Source organism: Mesorhizobium sp. M0898, from assembly GCF_040319695.1.
In the GTDB taxonomy this organism is placed as follows: domain Bacteria; phylum Pseudomonadota; class Alphaproteobacteria; order Rhizobiales; family Rhizobiaceae; genus Mesorhizobium.
The window spans coordinates 1-20,682 of sequence record NZ_JAMYOE010000068.1 but is presented as its reverse complement, the minus strand read 5'-3'; the positions used below and the strand labels follow the sequence as shown (position 1 = coordinate 20,682).

Genomic DNA, 20,682 nt, shown 5'->3' with positions numbered 1-20,682 from the left:
AAATCGGCGTGCTGACGCGTCATTAGCATTAGCTATAACATCCGATTGGCGGCAAACCGCGAGGGCAGACCGGCCAGGCTTGATCACGGCGATCGGCCCGTCCGGCCACTCCTGCGCCGCCGATCAGCAATGCCGAGCGCAAAGAGTTCGCAAATGCAACTTGACACCCCAGATAATCGCTCATCTCGTGTGGTTCGGCGGAGGCGAGGCCGGCAAAGCGTCTTCATCGCGCTGGCGGCCTTCCAGCCGACCTTGATCAACCCCTGGCAAGGCGTGTCTGGCATCCCGCGCAGCTATCGCGAGCTTGCCGACGTGCTGACCTTCGGCTGGTTCGACTTCGCCCGGATCATCGCCATTCCAGGTGCGCTGCCGCAAATCTTCACCGGCCTTCATGCCGCTCTGATCTATGCCTGGACACAAGTCCACCTTGCTGCGGCTCGTGCTTGGCCTCGACACTGATTACGACGGCGACATCCGGGTCGATGGACCGAGGGTGGAACGGCCGAGTCTCGACCGCTCGATCGTTTTCCAGGAGCATAGGCTTTTGCCCTGGCTCAATGCCGAGGGCAATGTCGCGGCGGCGTGCTGCGCCAGCGCCGATTGGGTGCCGCCGAACGGGACGAACTCGTTCGTGACCATCTGCATGGTGCTGGCCCTCGTTCATGCGGCCGCCGATACCTGGTGCGATGTTGAGCAGAAGCTCGGCCCCCACCGTCGCAAGCTGCCTGTTCCACATGGATCTATTGCTGCTGTGCATTCTCCTCCTCGGTGGTGTCGGCGTCGTCTCCAACGTCATCGCCGGCTCCCTGGAGCATCGCTTTCTGCGCTGGAGGATCCCATGAGCGGCCCTGTCGCCATTTCCGAACGGGGACGTGGCCAAAACCACGCATTGGAGATGACGTCAGCAAGAGGTTCAGTATCGCCGGCCGTCAGGTCCAGGCGCTGTCGCATATCCATCGTGCAGTCGACGAGGGCGAGTTCGTCAGCATCGTGGGATCCTCCGGTTGCGGCAGCATCTCGTCGGCCTTGATCAATTCGCCAAAGCCTATCCCGCCCAATTGTGACGCGCTGACCCGGCTGCGCTTGCAGGGCGAGCTTCAGCGGATCGTCCGACACGAGGGCACGACCGCCGTGCTCGTCACGCACGACGCGATGCAGTGTCTCGCGACCGCTCCGATCCGAATTTCATTCGGCTGCCGTTACCCTCGCCATCAACGAGCTGATTGCCAGCGGCAAATATGGCGAGGTGATGAAGGAGTGGAGCTTTACCGCCGAAGCCATCGACCAGTCGCGCACTAACCCGCCTGGCCTGCCGAAGCCCAATAGCTGAACAGAAACATTGAAGGCGAACGCCGATGGCGTCCGCCTCTTCGGCCATGCCGGCGTGCGGACGACGTACCAGACAACACCGTAAAAAATCGGAAATTCAATGTGTCGCTGAGCAACTCCTCAGGTGGCCCGCATAAGTGGGAGCAGGGCCGCTATTGAAGGAGACGTGCCCTCTCAGGACGGCCGTATGGCATCGGGTTAGCCGGCTTGCCGAGAAGGATGATGCGGCAGGTGGTTTGGCGGAGCATCGCCCGGCCTGTTCTGCCGTAAGAACTGAGCCGATGCTCATGCGACCCACCCTCAAAGGACGCCAACGACATCCGATCTTGGTCCTCTGCGTGAACGAAATCAATTTGATGTTCGAGACCGCGTCGAACTGGCTAAAGGAATGGTTGATGAAATTGCCACTTACGAGAGACCTGCATCGCCCCGCCGTGTCCTGTCGCGGCAGTTCAGAAGGTCGACCAAGTCGTCGGCCTCTTCGATAGGCATGTCGATTAAGGGGACGCCCACCTCGACGACTGGCAGCCCCGTGAAGACGTCGATAATGTCCCACGTGCCTTCGGGCGTCTTCTCTATGTCGTAACGCTGGGCCATTGGGGGTTGGGCGGGATATCTAGAGGTTACAGGCCATCCTTTGGGCTCCGAGAATGGCCTCCCGATTGGACTGCTCTAGCGCCTCAATTTAGCGAAGCGAGCGGACTTGGCAATCCTGGGTCCACCGCCAGATTTAGCATGACGCGTAAGTAACATCGGCTGCGAATGCAAACCGTCTTGTTTCCGAAAGACTGACCCAGCGAAACGCGTTCCAGCAGATCTGAACAAAGCAGCCCGTCCAACAAAAAAAGCCGGGCTCGAATCCGGCCCGGCCAAAGGAAGGTCAAAGCCTTCAGAGGGGAACACCGTTTAGCGGAATGGGAGGAAAACCGCCGAACGATTTTGCCTTTCTGAGCTCATTTCACGGCTTTGGCGACGAATGGCATTCCAAAGAAAGCGCGAAACGGCAAAGATTCGTGCTCCGACCGCAAACCTGAACATCGGCATAGTACCGGCGTGCCACATCGACATACGAACGCAGTCGGCTTTTCAGGCGACATGTCGGAACAACGGTGCCCCGACCACTTGCCGGTCCGCGGGCCTCGGCCGCCAATTCTTGCGGCAGGCTCAGAATCGACGTGGTCGCATTCCCGCCGCGCTTGAGAAAAACGGAACGGAAGCCCCTGGACGCCGGCGGCGGCGTCTCGACGCGATGCACGGTCGCGCGCAAATAGCCATTCGACGCCAGTTCGAGCACTGCGCCGATATTGACGACCAGCGTTCCGGGAATCGAGTCCACATGCCATCACATCGCATTCTCGGGCGACTTCTTTCTTATGGTCAGGTCACGCAAGTACGAGCTTCGAAGTTCCTCATCCTGCGACAGGCATTGGGTCTCTTCGATCTCGCCGACCGTGTCGGCATGAAGGTGGTTGAGCTTCAGGAACACCGGCCCCTTGCCCGACTGTAGTTCGTTGTAGAATTCCTGCATCATCTGTCCCGACCAGTAGTCGCTTTCGATGAAGCGATTGCCTTCACTGTTGGCGGTATAGGCTCCGAACGGACCGGCAACTAAGCACAAGCCGGGCCGTTATAGCCCTTGATCAGCGGATTGATCTGATAGCATTCGAGATTAGCGAGCGCGGCACCCGCGTGATAGGCCATGGCATAACCATCACCGGAATTGGTCGGATTCTCATAGGTTCCGAAGAGATAGCCGGAATGCGGCAATCCGAGCCGGCCCGCCGCGCCCATGCACAGGATCGGGCGTCGCATAGCCCGGGACGACGGCGTTGTTTAGCCCGTCCATGCCCATGCAGATAGCTCCGGAACGCTTCACATTGGCCTTTTCGAGCAGGACGACATTCAGAGCGGGATTTTTCTGCTTCGCCTTGAGCGCCGCCATCGGTCCGGCCGTGCCGCCGCCGATCACCAGCACATCGCAGGTGACTTCCGACAGCCCTTCGACAAAATTATCCATTCTCGTTCCTCAAAGCCTCAGCATCGGCGATTTCGCGCAAATAGCTCCAGGGATAGATGCCCCGGTCGTGACCGTCGGAGAAAACCAGACGTATGGCATATGAGCCGATCGCCCCTGCGCTCGTCACGGTGACAGTCTCGAACGAATGTTCGTTACCCTCGATGTCCGCCCGGACCTGCTGTGCCGCCCGGCTGCGCGCCCGCAGCATGGACGCCGGGATGAGCGAGACCGCACCGTCATCCCATGTAACGGAGAGAAGGCTGCGCGCGGCAGTGACATTGAGCTCAAGAGGTATCACGGCGTTTCCTGATGGTTCGCGCCCATACTAGGGAACAGCGGAACATGGACACGCAATAAATTGCCTGCGTCCAGCATGCTGATTGAAACCGGGATAAATCGGGGCGGAACAAGATGGGTGGTTGCCGCCCACCTCAACGGCATCGAGTGGGCCAAATAAGTGGGCCCTCCGGTCGCCTCTAGCTTGGCCAATGCGATCGACTTCACATCTGCTCGCTCCCGGTGCGCCTCGCTAGAGAGCGACAAAGGTTGCCTGTATCCCGCGCCCGCTGCACGAACCGAAGGCGAGCCGAGAGAGTAGTGGTAGCGGTTGAGAGCGCGGTCGCGTTCCAGAAGGTCGATGTACTTGAAAAAAGGAATCGTCTTAGGCGGAAGGCCGCACCTAAATCCGGGTCAGTATTTATGCCGCTGCCAGCGTTGTGTCGGCCATGTGCACGCGCGCTGCCGCCGCCAGCAGGTCGGTCTGGGTGATCAGCCCAATAATGCGTCGCTCGGCATCGACGATGACCACGGCATGGCTGCGGCCGTCGGTGAGCACCGGCAGCAGGCTCATCGCCGGCGTATCGGGAGAGGCGGTGCCAGCCTTCGACATCACAGCCCTCACCGCGTCGGTCGCCTTCGTCAGCTCGCGCAGGCCAACTACACCGACCAGCCCGCCCTCGGCGTGGGTCACCGGCAGCGTCCGGATGTTGTGATCGAGCAGCAAATGACGCGCCTGGTCGGCAGGCGCATGTTCATCGACCGAAATCACATCGCGCGACATGATGTCCTTGCACAGCAGGGTCCGATGGGAGCGCACCATCGCCTGCAACTCGACCTGCCGCAGCAGCCGCTCGAGATCGTTGCGGTCGATATCGAAGGTTTCCTCCAGCGCGCCGAGCGCGGCATCGATATCCTCGGGCTGGAAGCCGACCCGCTCCCGCGCCGGCGGATCGATGGTTCCATGCGTGTTTTTAAGGGCGGGGGCCGCCACATGCGGATAGTTGCGCCGCGACAGTTTATGGATGCCGTAGCCGAGTGCGACCAGCACTGATCGAGTTCAGCGCTACCGGAACGAAGGGAAACAGCAAGCCGGAGCTGAAGACGGCCGGTCCGCCGAACACCGCGGTCAAAGCGGCGGCGCCGCCCGGCGGATGCAGGCAGCGCGTGAATGACATGGCGGCGATGGCCAGCGCCACCGCAATGCCGGTAGCAAGGACGGGTTCATGCACGAAATGCGCCACGATCACCCCGACCAGCGCCGAAATCGTATTGCCACCGATAATCGACCAAGGTTGCGCCAGCGGGCTTGAAGGCACGGCAAAGAGCAGCACGGCCGATGCTCCCATTGGAGCAACCAGCAGTGCGACATGTGGGCCAGACCCGTTCGCCAGCGCACTGATCACGCCGGTCAATGCGATGCCGATCATGGCCCCGCTGCAGGCGAGCAGCCGCTCGCGCAGCGTTGCACCGGCAAGGATCGGAACAAAGAGACGAAACGCCATGGCATGCCCTGCGAGTGGTCGGAACTCCGCAGTCCGCAATGCAGGCAAAGCCACAGATTTGGAAGTTAAGCCAATTCGGAAAGTCGGCTCACGGGGGAATACTTTTGCGCGAAGCGGCCATTGCCAAATGGGTGCAGACATTTGATCAGCCAGAGGAGGCGGACGGCACGGACGCTGATCCGCTCGAGCGCAGTAAGAGGCGAAGGCTACCGTGTCGCAGGCAGCCGGAAGCTTAAGTCCAGCTTTCGGAACCTTTCGTGAGGTGATTGATCTCGAGTTCTCATTGCCACCGAGGAAAAGCTAGCCCAGCCTTTGCCGCGCGTCTGCTTCCGGTACAAAAAAGCGGCTAACAACCGGTTGGCTGTCAAATCAACGGCGTCGAGCCTCACACCTACCTCGCTGACGTGATCGCCCGGATCGTCGCCGGCCATCCACAAAGCCAGACCGACGATCTGCTGCCTTGGGCCTACAGACCCATGCCGCTCAAGGCCGTGGCCTGAGAACGGCGGTTACCATTCACGCCGCCGCTGACCTAACGGTTTCAGGCGGTTCCCTTGGCTCGATCGGCTCGAAGTGTGCCCCGCGATGCACGTCAGCCATACGATGCGCATTTCGCAAAAGCCGGACAGGGGTGGAGTGACTGGATAAGGAAAATCGCGGACAGGTTTCCTTCAAGGAGAGGAAACTTTGGCATGGCCGGACGGCAAAGAGTTATTGATGAGGACCAAAAGCTGGAGCTGCTCCAGCGCATGAAGGCCGGCGAAACCGTCACAAGTTAGTATATGAAGGGGTTATCGATACAATGTTCATCATCATACCCCATTCTAGAATGACAGCACTGCTTTAACAATGCCGAGCCTGGTCCTTGTCGCAGTCCTTGTCAGCTTAATAGCTCAAAGATCGGAAGTCGCGGATTCGATGAAATGTAATAAGATTAGTATATTGCGCGTCGAGCGCCGCGTCGTCTCCTGACCGGCACAATACTGCTAGATCATCTCCATCAATCGTCATGCTCGGATAGTTGCGGGCGTGCCGCTCATCTGAGCTGGCAGCTACGATGCCAGCAAAACACCAATCGATGCAGTTCTTGGAAAAGTGCAGTTGGAGCCTGTGTCGCTCATTGTTAGCTAGGTTGTAACGCCCGGCCGGTAGCGTGGTCAGCTTGGCCATTGAGTCGGTCGCTTGCGAACTGATCAGCCAAAAGAGCGACGTCTCGGGATCACAGAGAATGAAGAACTTGAGGTGCCCTCCGGGCAGCGGCACGAACAGCGCTTTCTTGCCAGAAGGTACGCGCTCGATGCTAGTTCGCATTTCTCCATCGTCGTTTTCTGCAACCTTGGCAAGTGCTGCGTAGCCAGTACCTCCGGTGTTGGTCCGCAACAGCAAATGCAGGGTTTTCCCGGTAGGATCGTACCAAATGTGCCCAGGATCCCGGAATTGCACGATATTGGGCTCCAGCCATCCCATGGGTGCGCAGACGCGATTTGCACCAAGTTGACGGGGCTGCCGCTCGTGAGTGCCATAAAATGGGACACCCATCCAATCTATGGCTCCATCTCTCAATACCTCGTTGAATGCCGGTGCGCTTGAGATGGTCCAGGCGGCACGATCGAGAAGATTTGCGCCTATTTGCGCGCGTAGGACGCGGGGCGCCAAGCCCGCTACGTTCCAGCCCTCTATATCGGTGTCCTTCCTTTGGTCCATTGCCAAGTAAAGATGTTGGCCATCGTAGTGCACGTTGCAAGCCGAACCGTGCCACTTTTCCCCGAAACTTAGCCGGACAGGCGTGGTCCAGCTGTCACCGTCATCAAACGATGCCATTATCATCAGGTCGCTTGCCTGCCCTAACACATAAAGAGCGCCAGCCGCGAAAAACGGTCGCGCATGCCAGAATGGAAAGTCGACGCGGTGCGACCATGTTACGCCACTGTCGTCGGAAATGAACAGTTTTCCTTTTCCGAAACGCCCCCCCGCGGCACGGGAAGCCTTCGGACCGCAAAGATCGGCGACCCCGTGGCCACCGACGTCAAGCGTGGCAATAAGCCGCCCCGTCTCGGACCGAGCAATCCCCGGCGTGTAGCAGTAGATATTCGAAGGCCTGGCCGATCTGAAGACGACAGCGAAGTCCTGCGCCAGCGGCAGCGGCGACTTACGGGACCTCGCCTCTATTTGACTTTCTTTGGGTCTTTTCATGATGGCAACGGGGTACTTGTCACGGCATCTGCAGCGGCGCGTGCATATCCTGGTATATCGGAAGTGGCGAGTAATCCCACCACGCGTTTCAGATTGTCGACAATAACAAGATGCTCACGGGTGGTTCCCTGAACTAGCTCAAGGGCTGCCTGTACTGGTGCGTCAGGCATGAACGTGGGCGGGTCTCGGTGCATGAGGCTCTCGATGGGACTGCTGAAGATAGAATCATCTTGGTTTATGACGGGTTCTAAGTCGCGATCTGTTAGAATGCCAAGGAGACTGTCGTGGCTGTCAACAACCACGACGGCACCGGGGCGGCCTGGTGTCGTATACATGACTAAGAGAGCGAGCTTGAGCGGCGTCCCCTCAAGGACGAGCGGCAACTTATCATCGCTTCGCATGATCTCTCGAACACGCATTAGGCGCCGGCCCAGACTACCCGCAGGGTGATACCGCGCGAAGTCTTCCGGAGTTAGACGTCGTTGTTCGAGCATCACCAATGCGAGGGCATCTCCGAGGGCCATCTGTGCGGTTGTCGTCGTTGTTGGTGCTAAACCAAGAGGGCACGCTTCACGTATCGAACCCATGTCGATGACGAAATGCGACATCCTTGCAAGAGTTGAACCTGCATTTCCGGTGATAGCGACGATCATGACTCCCAGGGGTTTTACTGCAAATACCAGCCTGGTAAGCTCCTCGGTCTCACCTGAGTTGCTGAGGCAAAGGAGGATATCCTCCCGCCGTAGCCGACCAAGGTCCCCGTGCAGGGCGTCGACAGGATTGAGAGCGATCGAGCGGGTGCCCGTCGAGGTGAAGGTGGCCGAGATTTTTTCGCCGACGAGCCGAGACTTTCCGACGCCGGTAACGACGACCATTCCTTTAGATCGCAGGATAAGATTGGCGATCACGCAGATTTGGCCGTTTAGCTTTTGGGCCAGATTGCCGAGAGCTTGTGCTTCCATGTGCAGGAAATCCTTGGCGCGGCCGAGCATTAGACGATCGTTAGCGTCTTCAGTCGCAAGTCCAGTCTCTTGGTCCGTGTTCAAGGCGTCTGCCCCTACAGCTTGTTTTTTAGAGCTCCGGTCCAAAGACTCCGCTTTTTCGATTTAGCATCAAGAGAATTTCAGGTAAATATTGTTGCTCCCTTTGGTAACGCGCTTCACTGCCCCAGATGGCCTTGGCTTCGATAAGTACTGGCCCGTGGCCCGCGCCTGATCAGCCTCCAAGTAGGTGCGACGCGTTGGACGCCGAACTGAAATACTGAAACGAACGGGCAATCGCTGGTTCGATCGGAATTGGCGTCTACCTGACAAATTTCGTGCTCTCCGCAAGGTGCTTTGATGCATCGCCGGTGCGATTTAGATCTGGACGTGAGGTTGTTTCGACATCGATGCGTTTGTTCTGAGCACCTGTCTCATTCTGCGCCGCCTGGCTTGAGGCATCAGGGTCGTGGCTTAAGCCGCTGAACAACGCAGCGTCGCGCCAGTTGTTAGAGCTGTTGAGGGAGGCGCTGCGCATCAGATCGCAGACCTATCTAGCCTTTGGTGGTTGCCGTTGCCCTATCGTTTCGACCGGCATGACACATCCCGTTGTTGCCGACGCTATTGCTGCCTGCATGAGAGCGAGACTTGCAATATTGCCACGGCCAAGGCTGGCGAAAGGTGTGACTGTGCCAGTCTCGACAGCACGTGCAAAGGTCGCTAGGCTTTCTCTACGCCCGAACAACGGCATCTCCGGAAGGCCTATCGGCACTGCGGGTTGGCCGCGCTTACGGATGATGACGTGATCGCCATTCAAGGTAACATCACGGTCACCGCGGCAGGTCCACATGATCTCGCCCTCGGCACATTCCAAATGCCATTCTCCACCGTAGGGCGTCTCCACGCCACCGCTAAGCCAGTTGCCGCGGTAGGTAACAATGGTGCCTCGATCGAAGCTGATCGTCGCAGCTGCTGCGGGCGGTTCTCTGAACGAACTCCCCGTCGGCTGCCAAGCCCTACAATATACCTCCCGAGGTTCCTGCCCGAGCACCATGCGCATCAGGTCAAAGTGATGAATACTAAGCTCCTCAAGTAGGGGTTGTCGTAAGGAGTAATGGCCATAAGCTTCGTCGGTTGCTGTATAATTCACGAAGCGTCGGAACTCGATGCGGACTGCGCCTACCGGGCCGAGTGCTTGCTCTCTGACGAGCCGGGCGGCGGTGATGGCTGCAGGAAAGAACCGGAAGTTCTGGCTCACCATCAGGACGAGGTGGTAACGGTCTGCCAAATCGACGAGTTGCTCGGCCTCGACGATTGTAGACACAAAGGGCTTCTCCACCAGTACGTGCTTGCCGGCCTCGAGAGCGAGTGCAATGAGAGAAGCATGAGCCCCCACATTAGCCGTGATCAAGATGGCATCGGCACTAGTATGCGAGAGCGCTGCATCAAGAGTTGGAAAGCATTGGTTAGGGCGAGCCCTTAGCCGCGTCTTCACCCGCTCAAGAACCTCAGGGTTCGGCTCAGCCCAACCTACCATCTCGACCTCGGGTACATGAGGCACGACAGTCTCAGCCCAGTCTATACCCCATCGACCAAGCCCTACCTGAACTACCCGAGTTGGCATGATGCTGGCTCCTATTCAGACGAACCGAGGACGCTGCCTTGATGGAGGGCGCTGGAACCCGCTTGGCTCATATCTTGCGTACGTGCTGGCGTGAGATGGCCAAGGCGGCTTGCAGTGATCTGCGCCTTCAGTGCGAGTTCGCAGGCAAGAAAACAATGGTTTTGGCTCATCGCCGTTTCGGTTCGTTGAACGATGTCAGCAAGCAGTTGCGGGCCATAGGGAAGGGGAGTTCCGCTACAGTCGAAATGATAAATGCCTTTTCGATCGACGAGGAATAGATGGCTTGCGCCGGGCCGCCCTGCGATATCCACAACTTTGCGGATTTCCATGTAGCCCTCAGTGCCAAGCACTACGATGCGACCATCACCCCAAGTGCCGAGACCGTCTGGCGTATACCAATCCACACGAATATACCCAGTGCCGCCATTCCCTTGCACGAGCGCCTCGCCGAAGTCTTCGAATCCCACATGTTTAGGATGCGCATAGTTTGCCACGTGTGCTGCCACGATTTCCGCCGAGGTGCTGCCAGTGAACGCGAGATAATGATCAAATTGATGCGAGGCGATGTCTGTTAAAATACCGCCCTGTCGTGCAGGGTCGAAGAACCACGAGGGTCGAGCTGCCAGATTTACGCGATGCGGCCCAAGACCAGTTGTATGAATGACCTGACCGACAGCGCCTGAACACGCGAGTGCCAAAGCCCTGACTGTGGCGCCATTCTCAAAGCGCTCGGCGAAAAACACCGAGCAAATGCGGCTCGTCTCCTTTTGCACGGCTCGTGCTTCGATAAGCTCTTGAAGAGTTACAAATGCCGGTTTGTCGAGCATCACGTCCTTGCCATGGCGCATGGCACTTATCCCTATTCTGGCTCGCTCGTCCGGAATTGCTGCACAAACGATCAGTTGGACGGTTTCGTCCTCTAATATCTGCTGAATTGAGCACGCCCGTCTCACTTGCGCATGCCTCGCGGCGAATTCAGCCGCGAGATCCTCCTCCGGCGCATAAAAAGAGTGGAGTTCTGCACCAGCTGCCAGGAGGATACCAGTCTGACGAAGGACATGGTCGTGGTTGAGGCCGATCACTGAGAAACGTACGGTGGGTAGCCGTGGCATGGAATGCTCCCATTCTGACGGATGGTGCTAGCTCTACTTTGAGCGCTAGGGGGCAATTGTTGGCAAATACGGTCCGACATGCAAATGACGTTTTCGCTAAGGTTTTGCGACAGTCGGGGCTGTGCGCTCACTCTTTAGGAGCGAGATATGCCAGATCTCGTCAGCTTGTTGGGAGATGGGGGTTCACGGGCTCGAGGTGATTGGAGCGCTTTGGCTGTCGGCTGGAGACGGTAGTGCTTGGGTTCGACCAATATATCCGAAATTTAACGAAATTATATTTGACGACATGGAAAAGCTCGTATCACAGTAATGGCACCCGAATGCGTTTGGGGTTCATGCCTATACTGCTCCGGTTGCCGCCTCGGAGAGAAAGAGAGAGAGAGGGAGAGAGATGGTTCGTGTTGTTCAGGTCGGCCTTGGCGATTGGGGCATGAACTGGGCTTCAAGCATCACGCCCAAGGTTCAAGCCATCGAAATCGTGGGCTACGTGGCCCGGAGCCGGGGGGGGGGGGGGGGGGGGGGGGCGCGGCGGGGGGGGGGGGGGGGGGTCGGGGGGCGCGGGCGGGGGCGGGGGGGGCGGCGGGGGGGGCGGGGGTGGGGTGGGGGGCGTGGGGGGGGGGGGGGGGGGGGGGGTGGGGGAATCACGGGGCCGACACCCACCCCCCCCATGGTAAACCCAAGCTAACGCGGGGCCTCGGGGGCCGGCCGCGGCGCGGGGGGGGCGGCCGCCCGCGCGCGGTTGGGAGATTGCGCGGCCCCTTTCTTTTTCTCGCTCAGAGAGGCAGTGGAGCGAACCGCAGCCGACGGCGTGCTCGTCCTCACGCCCACGGAGACTCACGTCGAACTCGTATCGCGTGCCCTCGCGCTCGGCTGCCATGTCCTTGTTGAGAAGCCATTCGTGCCAACGGTCAGCGAAGGTCGCGAACTCGTGCGGGTGGCCGAGGCCCGCGGCCTCGTATTGATGGTCAATCAGAACTTTCGTTACTTTCCAGCGGCGCAGCGCGCCGCCGACATCGTCCGTGGACGAGAGCTTGGCGAGGTTGCTGCGGTTTCAATCGCATTTCGCCGCATCCTTTCCTATGAGAGCGACGCGAAGGCGCACTGGCACCGCACGCTTCGCCAACCTCTCATCGCCGATCTCGCCATCCATCATTTCGACCTGATACGCATGGTGCTTGGCAGCGAGCCCGTCTCCGTCTATTGCACCGCACCTCGACTCTCGTGGAGCACGTTCCGTGATCCCGGCACAGCTGCGGCTATCCTTGTCTTCGAAAGCGGTGCCACGGTTACCTGGACGGGGTCGTGGGAGGCGCGGGCTGAGACCACCTTCTCGGGCGAATGGCATATGCAGTACCAGCACGGCGACGTGATCTGGGCGTGCAGAAGCGACCGCGACGTAACGCTCGATGGGGATCGTCTTGCGGTCGTGGACGGTCTGGGAGCAATGCGGGCCGAGACTCTCCCACGGGACCAGGTTTTTGGCCGCGTGGCGGTGCTCGAAGCCTTCGCTACGGCGATTTCCAATGGCCGTCAGGCATGGTTCTTCCCCAGCGGGCGCGACAATTTGGGAAGCATCGCCCTCATGGAAGCGGCGATCCGCTCCTACCAAACGGGCCGCGTCGTCGATGTTCGCGCGGAGCTCGACCGGGAGGGGGAGAAAGGAGTCTCCCTGAGCAATAAGCACGGATACCGCGTATAAGCAACGGAGTCATCGGCGCTCGAGGGAGCCAGGCTGCGTGAGGGGGCACAACCCGGCCATAGGCTTCGAGCTGCTCACCATGGTCGCTCAACCGCCAAGCCGGATCATCGACATCAAAGAAACCAAGCGCAACACAGCAAAACTATCCGAAATCGCACGCGCTGACGGGGCATCAAAGCCCAGTTGGAAGTTCTAACCACCTCGCCGAATCAGTGCTTGTGATTCGATGGTGCGCATTTGGAGAGAACGTCAGAGCGCGTCGCGGCTACCCCTGAAAAACCGCCTGGTGTTGTCAACAGGCCGTCAATCGTAAGAGCTGCGGGTGGCCGATCTAGGCGCCGGTCGCGCGCCTACTCGGATAGTGCATAGCCGACGGATCTCACGGTCCGGATGAGATCTTGTCCGCCAGCCTGATTGAGGGCCGCGCGCAAGCGGCCGATGTGAATATCGATGGTGCGGAGGCCAACATGAACAGCGCGTGGCCAAGCTGCATCCTGCAGTTCTCCTCTGGAGTGGACCTTGTGTGGGTTCTTCATGAGATGGTGGAGCAGGCGGAACTCGGTTGGAGCGAGATGGATCGTCCGGCAGTTTCGCCGCACGCGATACCTGGTCACATCCAGTTCCAGGTCGATAAATGTCAGCAAATCACGTGGGCCGAGGTCGGGAACCCGATTCGAAGCGTGCCAGATCGCATCGATAGTTGTCATCAGCAGCTCAGGCGAAAATGGTCTACTGAGATACTGATCCGCACCGGACTCGACAAACTCTTGCTCACTTGCTTCTTCATCGTCGGCGGCTAGCACGACAATCGACATTGGGCGCGTCCGGCGATCCAAACGCAAGCTTGCACAGAGCGTCCGCGTCTCAACACGCGGCAGTCTTGATTCGAGGAGCAATACATTCGGCGTTAGTTCATGCAGGCGCTGGACCAGCGCCTCTCCGTCGCTCACCCCCGCCACAACTAAGTCCTTACTCCTAACGGTATATTCCAGAAAAGAGCGAAAGCTATCATCTGACGTAGCGATCAGCACGATCGGTGGCGGCGGCGAACTCTGAGCGGGGTCGTCATTCAACATCGCGTCAATCCCTGCAGATGTACTTTCGCGGTCTGGACTTTGGATCTGTGCACGGCGCTGATCATGCCACATGAAACCGCTCCTCATGGACGAATTTGAAACGTGGAAGTAGTTGGCTGTCTACGCAACTCAACAATCGCTTTCGACTCGTAGGCCCCCACTTGGCTGAGCCATCAACTCCCTAAGATCGCTCAGCCTGACTAGGAGCCGGTCTTCTTCTCGTTTGCCGCCCAGCGGCAGCGTTGTTGGCAAGAATGATCATAGATGATTCTCCTGGAAAGACGGCCCGTTTGTGGACAACTACGCAGGTACCGTGCCAATGAGCGATTCGTGTTAAAGCAACGGGATAGCGCTGAGAGTGCCTATGTCGAATATGTGACATCGTCGGACATCGAACAACGCAATTTACTCGACGTGAGGTACTCCTCGTGATGTTCGGGAGAACGCAGGCCAGCCGACCTCTACTGGTCTCTACCACGAGAGTGGGATTTGGACCCGAAAAGCGCGTGTCGGACGCTGATCATGCATTGAGGGCCTATGTACTATTAAGCGCTGGTGTGATGATGGCCCGGAGCGGCCATACCGTCGAAAGTTCGGCGGCCGCGCCCTTTACCTGCTCGGCTACCGCTTTGATGCATTCCTCGCCCAGACGGCAGGCGGGCGCAACCACGGCGAGTGCCGCGCCGTTTCATCGCCGACACTCACCGCAGCTGCAACCGAGGGTACGCCCGGCTCGGTCTCCTCGCGCGCAACTCCGAAGCCTTGTCGACGTGGTTTCGTCAGCTCCGATAGAACGGCACCTACGGAGGTGAGCGCGTTGGGTCCGTACCGTCTTCAGCGCCATGTCATTGGGAAGTGTTGCCAGCCATGCTTTGCCGTTGGCGGTGACATGCGCCGGCAGCGTCGGGAAAGCCTAACCCGGAAAATTCATGGTGGGTTGGCGGATGAAGTGCAAGCCATTGAAATGACGTAGGGCGCCGACGGAGCGAGATTTCTTGAAGTTGTCCGGCTCCTCAATGGCGGTCACGAACGAATTCGCGGTGATTGCGCCGACACCGGGGATCGACACGAGTATTTGACACGCTCGGCTTTGACGCGCACCAGCGACAAGCTGACGCCCGAGTTCAGCGGCCCGAACGCGCATGCTGCGCCAGGGGCTGTCGGCCCGGATCAGGATCCGTGTGTTCGGCCAATTGTTCCGGATCGCCTGCACCAGGCGGCGCAGATGGGGGCGGATCTCAGCCCCGCTCGGCCGCTTGGCTGGCCGAAGAACCGCACCGACGAACCGGCCATCGCCATCGAACACCACGATCGGCTGGAAGCCGTATTCGTCATAATGGGCGTTGAACAGGCGCAATTGCTGGCCGCCATGCACGGCATCAAAGGAAACATTTCCAGACTGCCCATCACCAGGACCTTCCCGCCTCGGCAACGATCATGCGGGAGGGCCACGCCTTTGAAGGGCGGCCTCTGGCCGTAATCAGCCGACTCAAACGCCGCGGCGAGCCAACGCTGCTTTTAGAATTGCCGGACGGCAGCCGGACCTACATTCCCGTCGCGTGGACGGATCTCGGGGGCATGGGGGGTGATTCCACAGCCACGCCGGCAAATCACTCCAGCATTGGGCGGCTTTCAGACCTTCTGCATCTGCGCCTTCTGACCGACGCTCTTCTTGAACGGCGCGGCGAGTCGCCGCCTGATGACAAGGAGGAGCGACATGCAACTGAAGCCGAGATTCGCCGAGGAAGACCGCAAGCGGCCTCCCGACCCACCCGCCTGGGAGACGCTGGACGCCGAGGCGCGGGCGGAGGCGCCATTATTGCAGTCCACCGGTCATCGACTGGTGCCGCGCCAACGACGTCGACTTCATCTTTGGCCTCGCGCCCACCACGACCCTGCGCAAGCATGTCGCGGATCTGGAAGCCAGCACGCTGGCGCGCTTCGAGGTGTCGGAGAAAACGAACAAGGTCCGCCGCTTCAAGGAGTTCGTTGACGGCGCCGCCAGCTGGAGCCGCGTCGAGCGCATCATTGCCCGCGTCGAGGCCGGTGCCCAAGGTAGCGACCCTCGCTTCATCGTCACCAACCTTGCTGGCGGGAAAGCCAAGCCGCTCTACGAGGATCTCTACTGCCGGCGCGGCGCAGCCGAGAACCACATCAAGTCGTGGAAGACGCATCTCGCCGCCGACCGCACATCCTGCACCAGAGCGACGGCCAACCAGTTCCGGTTGTTCCTGCATGCCGGTGCCTACTGGCTGATGTGGGGCCTGCGCGCCGCAATGCCGAAGCGTTCCAGCTTTGCCGTCGCCCAATTCGACACGCTGCGTCTGCGCCTCATCAAGATCGCCGCGCGGGTGGTCGAGATGAAGACCCAGATCCGCTTGCATCTGCCGACATCCTGCCCCGACCAGCGCATCCTGCGCATCGTGCTCGACCGCATCCCGCGGCTCGTGACGTAGCCGACGGGGCGCTGACGCCTCGAAACGAACCCGCCGACCGCAACCCGCAAACCCCCGCCTGCCATCACGACGGATCAATCCCGGCGCCGATGAAGCTCGTCAAAAGGCACCGCATCGCTAACCAGATGACCCATCAGGCCGCCGAAAGCCGATCGCTGTGCATAAAACGGGCTAATTGGCAGCCCAGGCTGCTTTGGGCGCCTTGACCCGTGGCAATGGTAGTAAGATTCCCGTCGGTCAAGACGGCGAGCCGGACCAACTCCCCGATTTCCTTGGCAAGCCGGTCGACGATCGGCCGACACAAGTCAGTGATCGCGATGCTTGCAGAAGCGAAAACCTATCGCGGACAATTTCAGCGTAAGCCGATAAAGTTCCGATCGCTCGTTTTGTTCCACCCAACCAAGCCCGCGAAGGGTCGCGAGAACCCGGTGTGTACCACTTCTTTGTCGATGAAGCTTGTCCGCAATTTCGCTAGCGACACCTTCCAACCTTGTCAAACAACCTGTGGTTCGGCATATGGCAAGCCAGCCTGCCTTCTTGCCGATGGGCGGGCCAAGCCCCACATTCGCTGCTGGAATAAAGAGTCGCTAGTGGCTTTCGTAATCCGCCGGATCCAAGAAGGCGTAGGCGCCAATCTTCGCGCGATGCTCAACAAAAGTTTACAAAGCCTTTGCTTTACAGGAACAGGCCTCCGCCGCATTTCTCCTCTAGTCGGACACGGCTTCTACACTCGAACAGGTCAGCGGCGTCTTTGATACTCCTGATGCGTCTGTTTGACCCAGGCAGGCGCCGCTGCTTGGGATGAGCTGTGGTGATGGTCATAGTTTTCATTGTCGCGTAGCTGTCGTACGAGCCTCGGCGCAAAAGATTTGTCCAATTTGGGTATCGGAGAGCAATGGCTATGTATCTGAAAAAATTCAGCCTTCATGAGCGGGTTGCCGTGGTCACCGGAGGAGGCCGGAACATTGGACTTGCTTGCGCGCAGGCGCTCGCTGAAGCGAGGGCGAAGATCGTGATTGCGGACATTGATGAAGGTGTGGCAAGAGATGGTCTCGATCAACTCGCTCGCCTCGGTTATGAGGCCGACTTTATTCGAATGAATGTTGCCGATCCGCGTGATGTTGCTTCTGCAGCTGGGAAGATTGTCGCCCAGCATGGTAAGGTCGACATTTTGGTCTGCAACGCAGGTATCGGACGAAGCGGGGTCCCCTCGGAAGACGTTGAAGACGAGCGATGGCTAGAGGTTATGGATGTCAATCTAAACGGAGTGTTTTGGTCCTGTCGCGCATTCGGCCGCTATATGCTGAAACAGGGCAAAGGTACTATCGTCAATGTTGGATCGATGTCAGGTGTCATAGTGAACAAGCCACAGCCGCAGGCCTACTATAATGCGTCTAAGGCAGCGGTTCACCACCTGACCAAGTGTTTGGCGGTAGAGTGGGCGCGCAGAGGCATTCGAGTGAATGCTGTCGCTCCCACCTATATCGACACAGGCGAGAACCGATATGGTCGTTGGGACGACCAACTTTTTCCTGTTTGGATGGATCAGACTCCGATGGCCCGGCAAGGACGTTGTGATGAAATCGCCTCTGTAGTTCATTTCCTCGCTTGCGATGCCTCAAGTCTGATGACGGGGAGCATTGTGTTGGCCGATGGCGGCTATGCCTGCTGATGGAGTTACCGGCTGAATCAGTAGATGAAGCTCCCAAGACCCCGCGCAGGTCACTTCTAATTCCCCGTGTAAACGGTTGCCGGAAACGGTGCAGCCGAAACGAGACAATCACCGCCCGCCTCGGCGAAAGCCAGTGGGTGATCGGCTTCGCGGTCAGCGGTGATCCGGCTCGCGCCTGTCGCGCAAACTCGCGATGCCGGTAAGCGACGACGGCTGGTTCTCCGCGCAGCCTGGTTCCAGCCGCGGCAGCAGCCCCGGGTGGTCGGCATCGATGACTGGGCTTGGCGCAAGGGGCAGCGCCTCGGAACTATCATCTACGATCTGGAGTGCGACCGCGCCCTTGGTCTTTTGCCCGATCGAATGTCAACACTGTCGTATGGCTGAGCGTTCATCCGGGACTCGAAGTCATCGCTCGCGGCCGGCGTTTATGCCGCCGGCGCCGGTCGCGGTGCTCCCGATGCACGCAGGTCGCCGACCGCTGGGATCTCTCCAGAATCTGCGTCTGGCCCCTCGGCCATCGCAAAACGGTCAGTGTCGCCGAGAAGGCTACGGAGGCCCAGATGAGTGGCGATGACGACGCCACTGAAGGCGTCCCCAAAGCTTTATGGCCTACGCCGGGCGCGCCGCAGGCACCGCAGTGAACTCTCTGATGAAAGCCGCGACAGATCACTCCCGACCGGCATGGAACACCCTGTGTCCAGCTTTAATTTTTGAGGCTGTGATCTTGACGACCCCGCGATGCTGTTGAGGGTAGTAGAGCGCGTTCTTGCGCCACCCCCTCCAGACCTTGCGGTAGACGACCTAACGCAGGTGAACGCCAAACTCAGGTTCTTGCTGCAGACCATCGGAACACAACGCCTCGCCTTTTGTCAGAGGCGTGGGTCACGGGACAGACGCCGGCCTCGGCGGCAAGTTGAGCCTCCTGGAAGCGCTCGCCCACGTCGACGAGCTCATCGAGGATCTGGGCGGCGCAATGCGGCCTACGCGCGGGAAGGACATGCAATCTTGCCGTCGGGCATTGGGCGACGGCGTGCTCGATGGGCGATGCGCCGGCGAGCTCACCCTTCGTTTCGGCCGTGTCTGATTGCAGACATCTATGTTGGAAACCGGATACCCTAAGGCGTAACTATACCGTCGGCGCGGCGCGAAACACATGCTTTTTCCCTTTTTGCACGCACAACTTCTCCGGTGGCACGCCGATTGCAAGATACGGTGAAACAACCCGGGGGCCTGACGAGCTGTTGCGCTAGCGCAGTCAAATGCGAGCCAATGAACGTGACAGCGGGCAAACATCAAAGGAGCATCTCATGCGGGTAGCCGTCGTGTGGAACTATGATCATACGGGCGTGATCAACCGGTTCGGTCAGCCTAGTCCGGAGTTCGACGACCGCGAGGCGGTAGAGAGCGTGGTGACGGCACTGCAAGAGGGCGGCCACGAGACGCTCCTGTGCGAGGGCGATAAAGGACTCTTCGCTACGCTAGAACAGTTCATGCCATCCGATCCGCAGGCCCGCCCCTCCGGAATCGTCTTCAACATGGCGAACGGAATTCAGGGCGAGTGCCCTGACACCCACGTTCCGGCTATGCTTGAGATGGCCGGCATTCCCTACACCGGACCGAGCCCGCTCGGGCATGGGCTAGCGCTCGACAAAGTCATCACAAAGAGGCTAATCCGCGACCGCGGCGTGCCAACGCCGAACTTTCGCGTGATGCGTACGGGCACCGAGAGTACCGGCGATCTGCGTTTCCCAGTGATAGTGAAGCCGTCTCAACAATACATAAGCCTCGGATTGCAGATCGTGCATGAGCCTGCTCAGTTGAGGCAGGCCGTCGAATTGACCGTTTCGCAGTATACTCAGGATGCGCTTGTGGAAGAATACATCGACGGCCGAGAAATCACCGTTGCGCTACTCGGAAACGAAGAGTGCGAGGTATTGCCTCTTGTGGAGCTGGATTTCGGCGACCGCGAGACGCGTCTCTTTACGAAGGGCAGGGCGGCCCCGGCGCTGCCGCGGATCTGTCCGGCGCAAATGGGGAGCCGGCTCGAGACGGTGCTACGCGATATCTCGGTTGCGACCTTCCGTGCGTGCAAGTGCCGGGACTATGCCCGAGTCGACCTGCGGATCGACCACGCTGGCCAACCGTTTGTCCTCGAGATCAACCCCAACCCAGGGCTCCGTCCGACTGGCTTATATTCCCTAGCCGCGACGACCGCCGGATACAGTTACTCGAGCTTGGTCAATCGCATCCTGGGTATAGCTCACACGCGGTATTTCGGAGTCGGCATCCCCTAGTCTCTCATGTTCCCTGTCAAGGTTGAAGGCAAGAAGCCACGACCACCGGCGGCTTCTTGCCGGCGGCGCTGAGGCGGCGATAGCGGGCGCAGAGCCGGACCTGCCCCTTCCAGGCAATATCGCGGACAGCCTTGGGCAACCCCTCGATCCGCGCCCTCAGGGCTTCGCTGACCCTGGCAGGATAGCGGTAAGTCCATGCCGCTTCGATCAGGGCGCGGCGGGCGCGTCGATTGCCGGCGAGCGTAAGGCTCGACCGGCGAACCGTGTCGCCGGTCGAGCGCTCCGTACGCCTCCGGCGAGGGCCGCCTTGCGCGAGCATGGAACGGTAGCGAGGCTGCGCTCTTAAGGTTGTCCTTTCGAGCGTAGTTAGCAGCACAGCATGAGCCATGTGACGTTATTGACCGGGCCTGAGCGTCGTCGTCGTTGGCGTGAAGAGGATCAGTGCCGGA

13 protein-coding genes and 8 pseudogenes are annotated in these 20,682 nt (G+C 59.4%); 7 read left to right on the top strand and 14 right to left on the bottom strand.

Annotated features, from left to right (window positions below; translation table 11 throughout):
• The first annotated feature begins 153 nt into the window (after nucleotides 1–153).
• Nucleotides 154–459, top strand: coding sequence for an ABC transporter permease subunit (locus NKH90_RS32275; protein WP_352508262.1), 306 nt, complete (start codon nucleotides 154–156; stop codon nucleotides 457–459).
• 1,278 nt (nucleotides 460–1,737) lie between these two features.
• Here NKH90_RS32275 and NKH90_RS32270 read toward each other — a convergent pair.
• The 5 genes and pseudogenes from NKH90_RS32270 to NKH90_RS32250 form a co-directional block, all read right to left on the bottom strand.
• Nucleotides 1,738–1,926, bottom strand: coding sequence for a hypothetical protein (locus NKH90_RS32270; RefSeq protein ID WP_352707001.1), 189 nt, complete (start codon nucleotides 1,924–1,926; stop codon nucleotides 1,738–1,740).
• Nucleotides 1,927–2,287: 361 nt separating this feature from the next.
• Nucleotides 2,288–2,665, bottom strand: a complete 378-nt coding sequence (locus tag NKH90_RS32265; RefSeq protein WP_352706999.1) for a 2OG-Fe(II) oxygenase family protein — start codon at nucleotides 2,663–2,665, stop codon at nucleotides 2,288–2,290.
• 96 nt (nucleotides 2,666–2,761) lie between these two features.
• A pseudogene (locus NKH90_RS32260) lies at nucleotides 2,762–3,346 on the bottom strand (FAD-binding protein); the annotation flags it as partial.
• Complete coding sequence (locus NKH90_RS32255) at nucleotides 3,339–3,644, bottom strand: gamma-butyrobetaine hydroxylase-like domain-containing protein (protein WP_352706996.1); 306 nt, start codon at nucleotides 3,642–3,644, stop codon at nucleotides 3,339–3,341. The gene NKH90_RS32255 and the pseudogene NKH90_RS32260, both read right to left, overlap by 8 nt.
• Before the next feature lie 399 nt (nucleotides 3,645–4,043).
• Nucleotides 4,044–5,127: pseudogene (locus NKH90_RS32250) on the bottom strand (HPP family protein).
• A gap of 362 nt (nucleotides 5,128–5,489) precedes the next feature.
• Between NKH90_RS32250 and NKH90_RS32245 the strand changes: the two are divergent.
• Nucleotides 5,490–5,627 (top strand): annotated as a pseudogene (locus tag NKH90_RS32245) (transposase domain-containing protein); the annotation flags it as partial.
• A gap of 385 nt (nucleotides 5,628–6,012) precedes the next feature.
• On the opposite strand, the gene NKH90_RS32240 reads toward NKH90_RS32245, so the two are convergent.
• The 4 genes from NKH90_RS32240 to NKH90_RS32225 form a co-directional block, all read right to left on the bottom strand.
• Nucleotides 6,013–7,320 (bottom strand): hypothetical protein, encoded by a 1,308-nt coding sequence (locus tag NKH90_RS32240; RefSeq protein WP_352706991.1) that lies wholly within the window; start codon nucleotides 7,318–7,320, stop codon nucleotides 6,013–6,015.
• On the bottom strand, nucleotides 7,317–8,312 hold the full coding sequence (locus tag NKH90_RS32235; RefSeq protein WP_352706989.1) for a KpsF/GutQ family sugar-phosphate isomerase: 996 nt from the start codon (nucleotides 8,310–8,312) through the stop codon (nucleotides 7,317–7,319). Before NKH90_RS32235 ends, NKH90_RS32240 begins: the two co-directional genes overlap by 4 nt.
• A 538-nt stretch (nucleotides 8,313–8,850) precedes the next feature.
• A complete protein-coding gene (locus NKH90_RS32230; protein WP_352823250.1) occupies nucleotides 8,851–9,924 on the bottom strand; it encodes a Gfo/Idh/MocA family protein in 1,074 nt (357 codons plus the stop codon).
• An 11-nt stretch (nucleotides 9,925–9,935) separates the two neighbouring features.
• A complete protein-coding gene (locus tag NKH90_RS32225; RefSeq protein WP_352706985.1) occupies nucleotides 9,936–11,036 on the bottom strand; it encodes a Gfo/Idh/MocA family protein in 1,101 nt (366 codons plus the stop codon).
• A 739-nt stretch (nucleotides 11,037–11,775) separates the two neighbouring features.
• On the opposite strand from NKH90_RS32225, the gene NKH90_RS32220 reads away from it, so the two are divergent.
• Nucleotides 11,776–12,735, top strand: a complete 960-nt coding sequence (locus tag NKH90_RS32220) for a Gfo/Idh/MocA family protein (RefSeq protein WP_352823247.1) — start codon at nucleotides 11,776–11,778, stop codon at nucleotides 12,733–12,735.
• A gap of 350 nt (nucleotides 12,736–13,085) precedes the next feature.
• Here the strand turns inward: NKH90_RS32220 and NKH90_RS32215 are convergent, their stop codons facing one another.
• From NKH90_RS32215 to NKH90_RS32210, 3 genes and pseudogenes are all read right to left on the bottom strand, one after another.
• On the bottom strand, nucleotides 13,086–13,883 hold the full coding sequence (locus tag NKH90_RS32215) for a response regulator transcription factor (protein WP_352706982.1): 798 nt from the start codon (nucleotides 13,881–13,883) through the stop codon (nucleotides 13,086–13,088).
• A gap of 549 nt (nucleotides 13,884–14,432) precedes the next feature.
• Nucleotides 14,433–14,627 (bottom strand): annotated as a pseudogene (locus NKH90_RS34960) (hypothetical protein); the annotation flags it as partial.
• Nucleotides 14,628–14,784: 157 nt separating this feature from the next.
• Nucleotides 14,785–15,198, bottom strand: a pseudogene (locus NKH90_RS32210) (transposase); the annotation flags it as partial.
• Nucleotides 15,199–15,248: 50 nt separating this feature from the next.
• Between NKH90_RS32210 and NKH90_RS34955 the strand changes: the two are divergent.
• A pseudogene (locus tag NKH90_RS34955) lies at nucleotides 15,249–15,470 on the top strand (DUF5372 family protein); the annotation flags it as partial.
• Nucleotides 15,471–15,625: 155 nt separating this feature from the next.
• Nucleotides 15,626–16,267 (top strand): annotated as a pseudogene (locus NKH90_RS32205) (transposase); the annotation flags it as partial.
• Between the two features lie 305 nt (nucleotides 16,268–16,572).
• On the opposite strand, the gene NKH90_RS32200 reads toward NKH90_RS32205, so the two are convergent.
• Nucleotides 16,573–16,830, bottom strand: a complete 258-nt coding sequence (locus NKH90_RS32200; RefSeq protein WP_352707670.1) for a helix-turn-helix domain-containing protein — start codon at nucleotides 16,828–16,830, stop codon at nucleotides 16,573–16,575.
• A gap of 338 nt (nucleotides 16,831–17,168) precedes the next feature.
• Between NKH90_RS32200 and NKH90_RS32195 the strand changes: the two genes are divergently transcribed.
• Both NKH90_RS32195 and NKH90_RS32190 read left to right on the top strand, forming a co-directional pair.
• Nucleotides 17,169–17,939, top strand: a complete 771-nt coding sequence (locus NKH90_RS32195) for an SDR family NAD(P)-dependent oxidoreductase (protein ID WP_352707668.1) — start codon at nucleotides 17,169–17,171, stop codon at nucleotides 17,937–17,939.
• A 1,307-nt stretch (nucleotides 17,940–19,246) separates the two neighbouring features.
• On the top strand, nucleotides 19,247–20,233 hold the full coding sequence (locus NKH90_RS32190) for a D-alanine--D-alanine ligase family protein (RefSeq protein WP_352823243.1): 987 nt from the start codon (nucleotides 19,247–19,249) through the stop codon (nucleotides 20,231–20,233).
• 16 nt (nucleotides 20,234–20,249) lie between these two features.
• On the opposite strand, the pseudogene NKH90_RS32185 reads toward NKH90_RS32190, so the two are convergent.
• A pseudogene (locus tag NKH90_RS32185) lies at nucleotides 20,250–20,519 on the bottom strand (transposase); the annotation flags it as partial.
• Between the last annotated feature and the right edge of the window lie 163 nt (nucleotides 20,520–20,682).

What these genes read in the sequence shown, in the direction of transcription:
- NKH90_RS32275 (WP_352508262.1), top strand. Translation starts at nt 154, where the DNA reads ATGCAACTTGACACCCCAGATAATCGCTCATCTCGTGTGGTTCGGCGG.
- NKH90_RS32270 (WP_352707001.1), bottom strand. Translation starts at nt 1,926, where the DNA reads ATGGCCCAGCGTTACGACATAGAGAAGACGCCCGAAGGCACGTGGGAC.
- NKH90_RS32240 (WP_352706991.1), bottom strand. Translation starts at nt 7,320, where the DNA reads ATGAAAAGACCCAAAGAAAGTCAAATAGAGGCGAGGTCCCGTAAGTCG.
- NKH90_RS32235 (WP_352706989.1), bottom strand. Translation starts at nt 8,312, where the DNA reads ATGCTCGGCCGCGCCAAGGATTTCCTGCACATGGAAGCACAAGCTCTC.
- NKH90_RS32230 (WP_352823250.1), bottom strand. Translation starts at nt 9,924, where the DNA reads ATGCCAACTCGGGTAGTTCAGGTAGGGCTTGGTCGATGGGGTATAGAC.
- NKH90_RS32225 (WP_352706985.1), bottom strand. Translation starts at nt 11,036, where the DNA reads ATGCCACGGCTACCCACCGTACGTTTCTCAGTGATCGGCCTCAACCAC.
- NKH90_RS32215 (WP_352706982.1), bottom strand. Translation starts at nt 13,883, where the DNA reads ATGTGGCATGATCAGCGCCGTGCACAGATCCAAAGTCCAGACCGCGAA.
- NKH90_RS32195 (WP_352707668.1), top strand. Translation starts at nt 17,169, where the DNA reads ATGTATCTGAAAAAATTCAGCCTTCATGAGCGGGTTGCCGTGGTCACC.
- NKH90_RS32190 (WP_352823243.1), top strand. Translation starts at nt 19,247, where the DNA reads ATGCGGGTAGCCGTCGTGTGGAACTATGATCATACGGGCGTGATCAAC.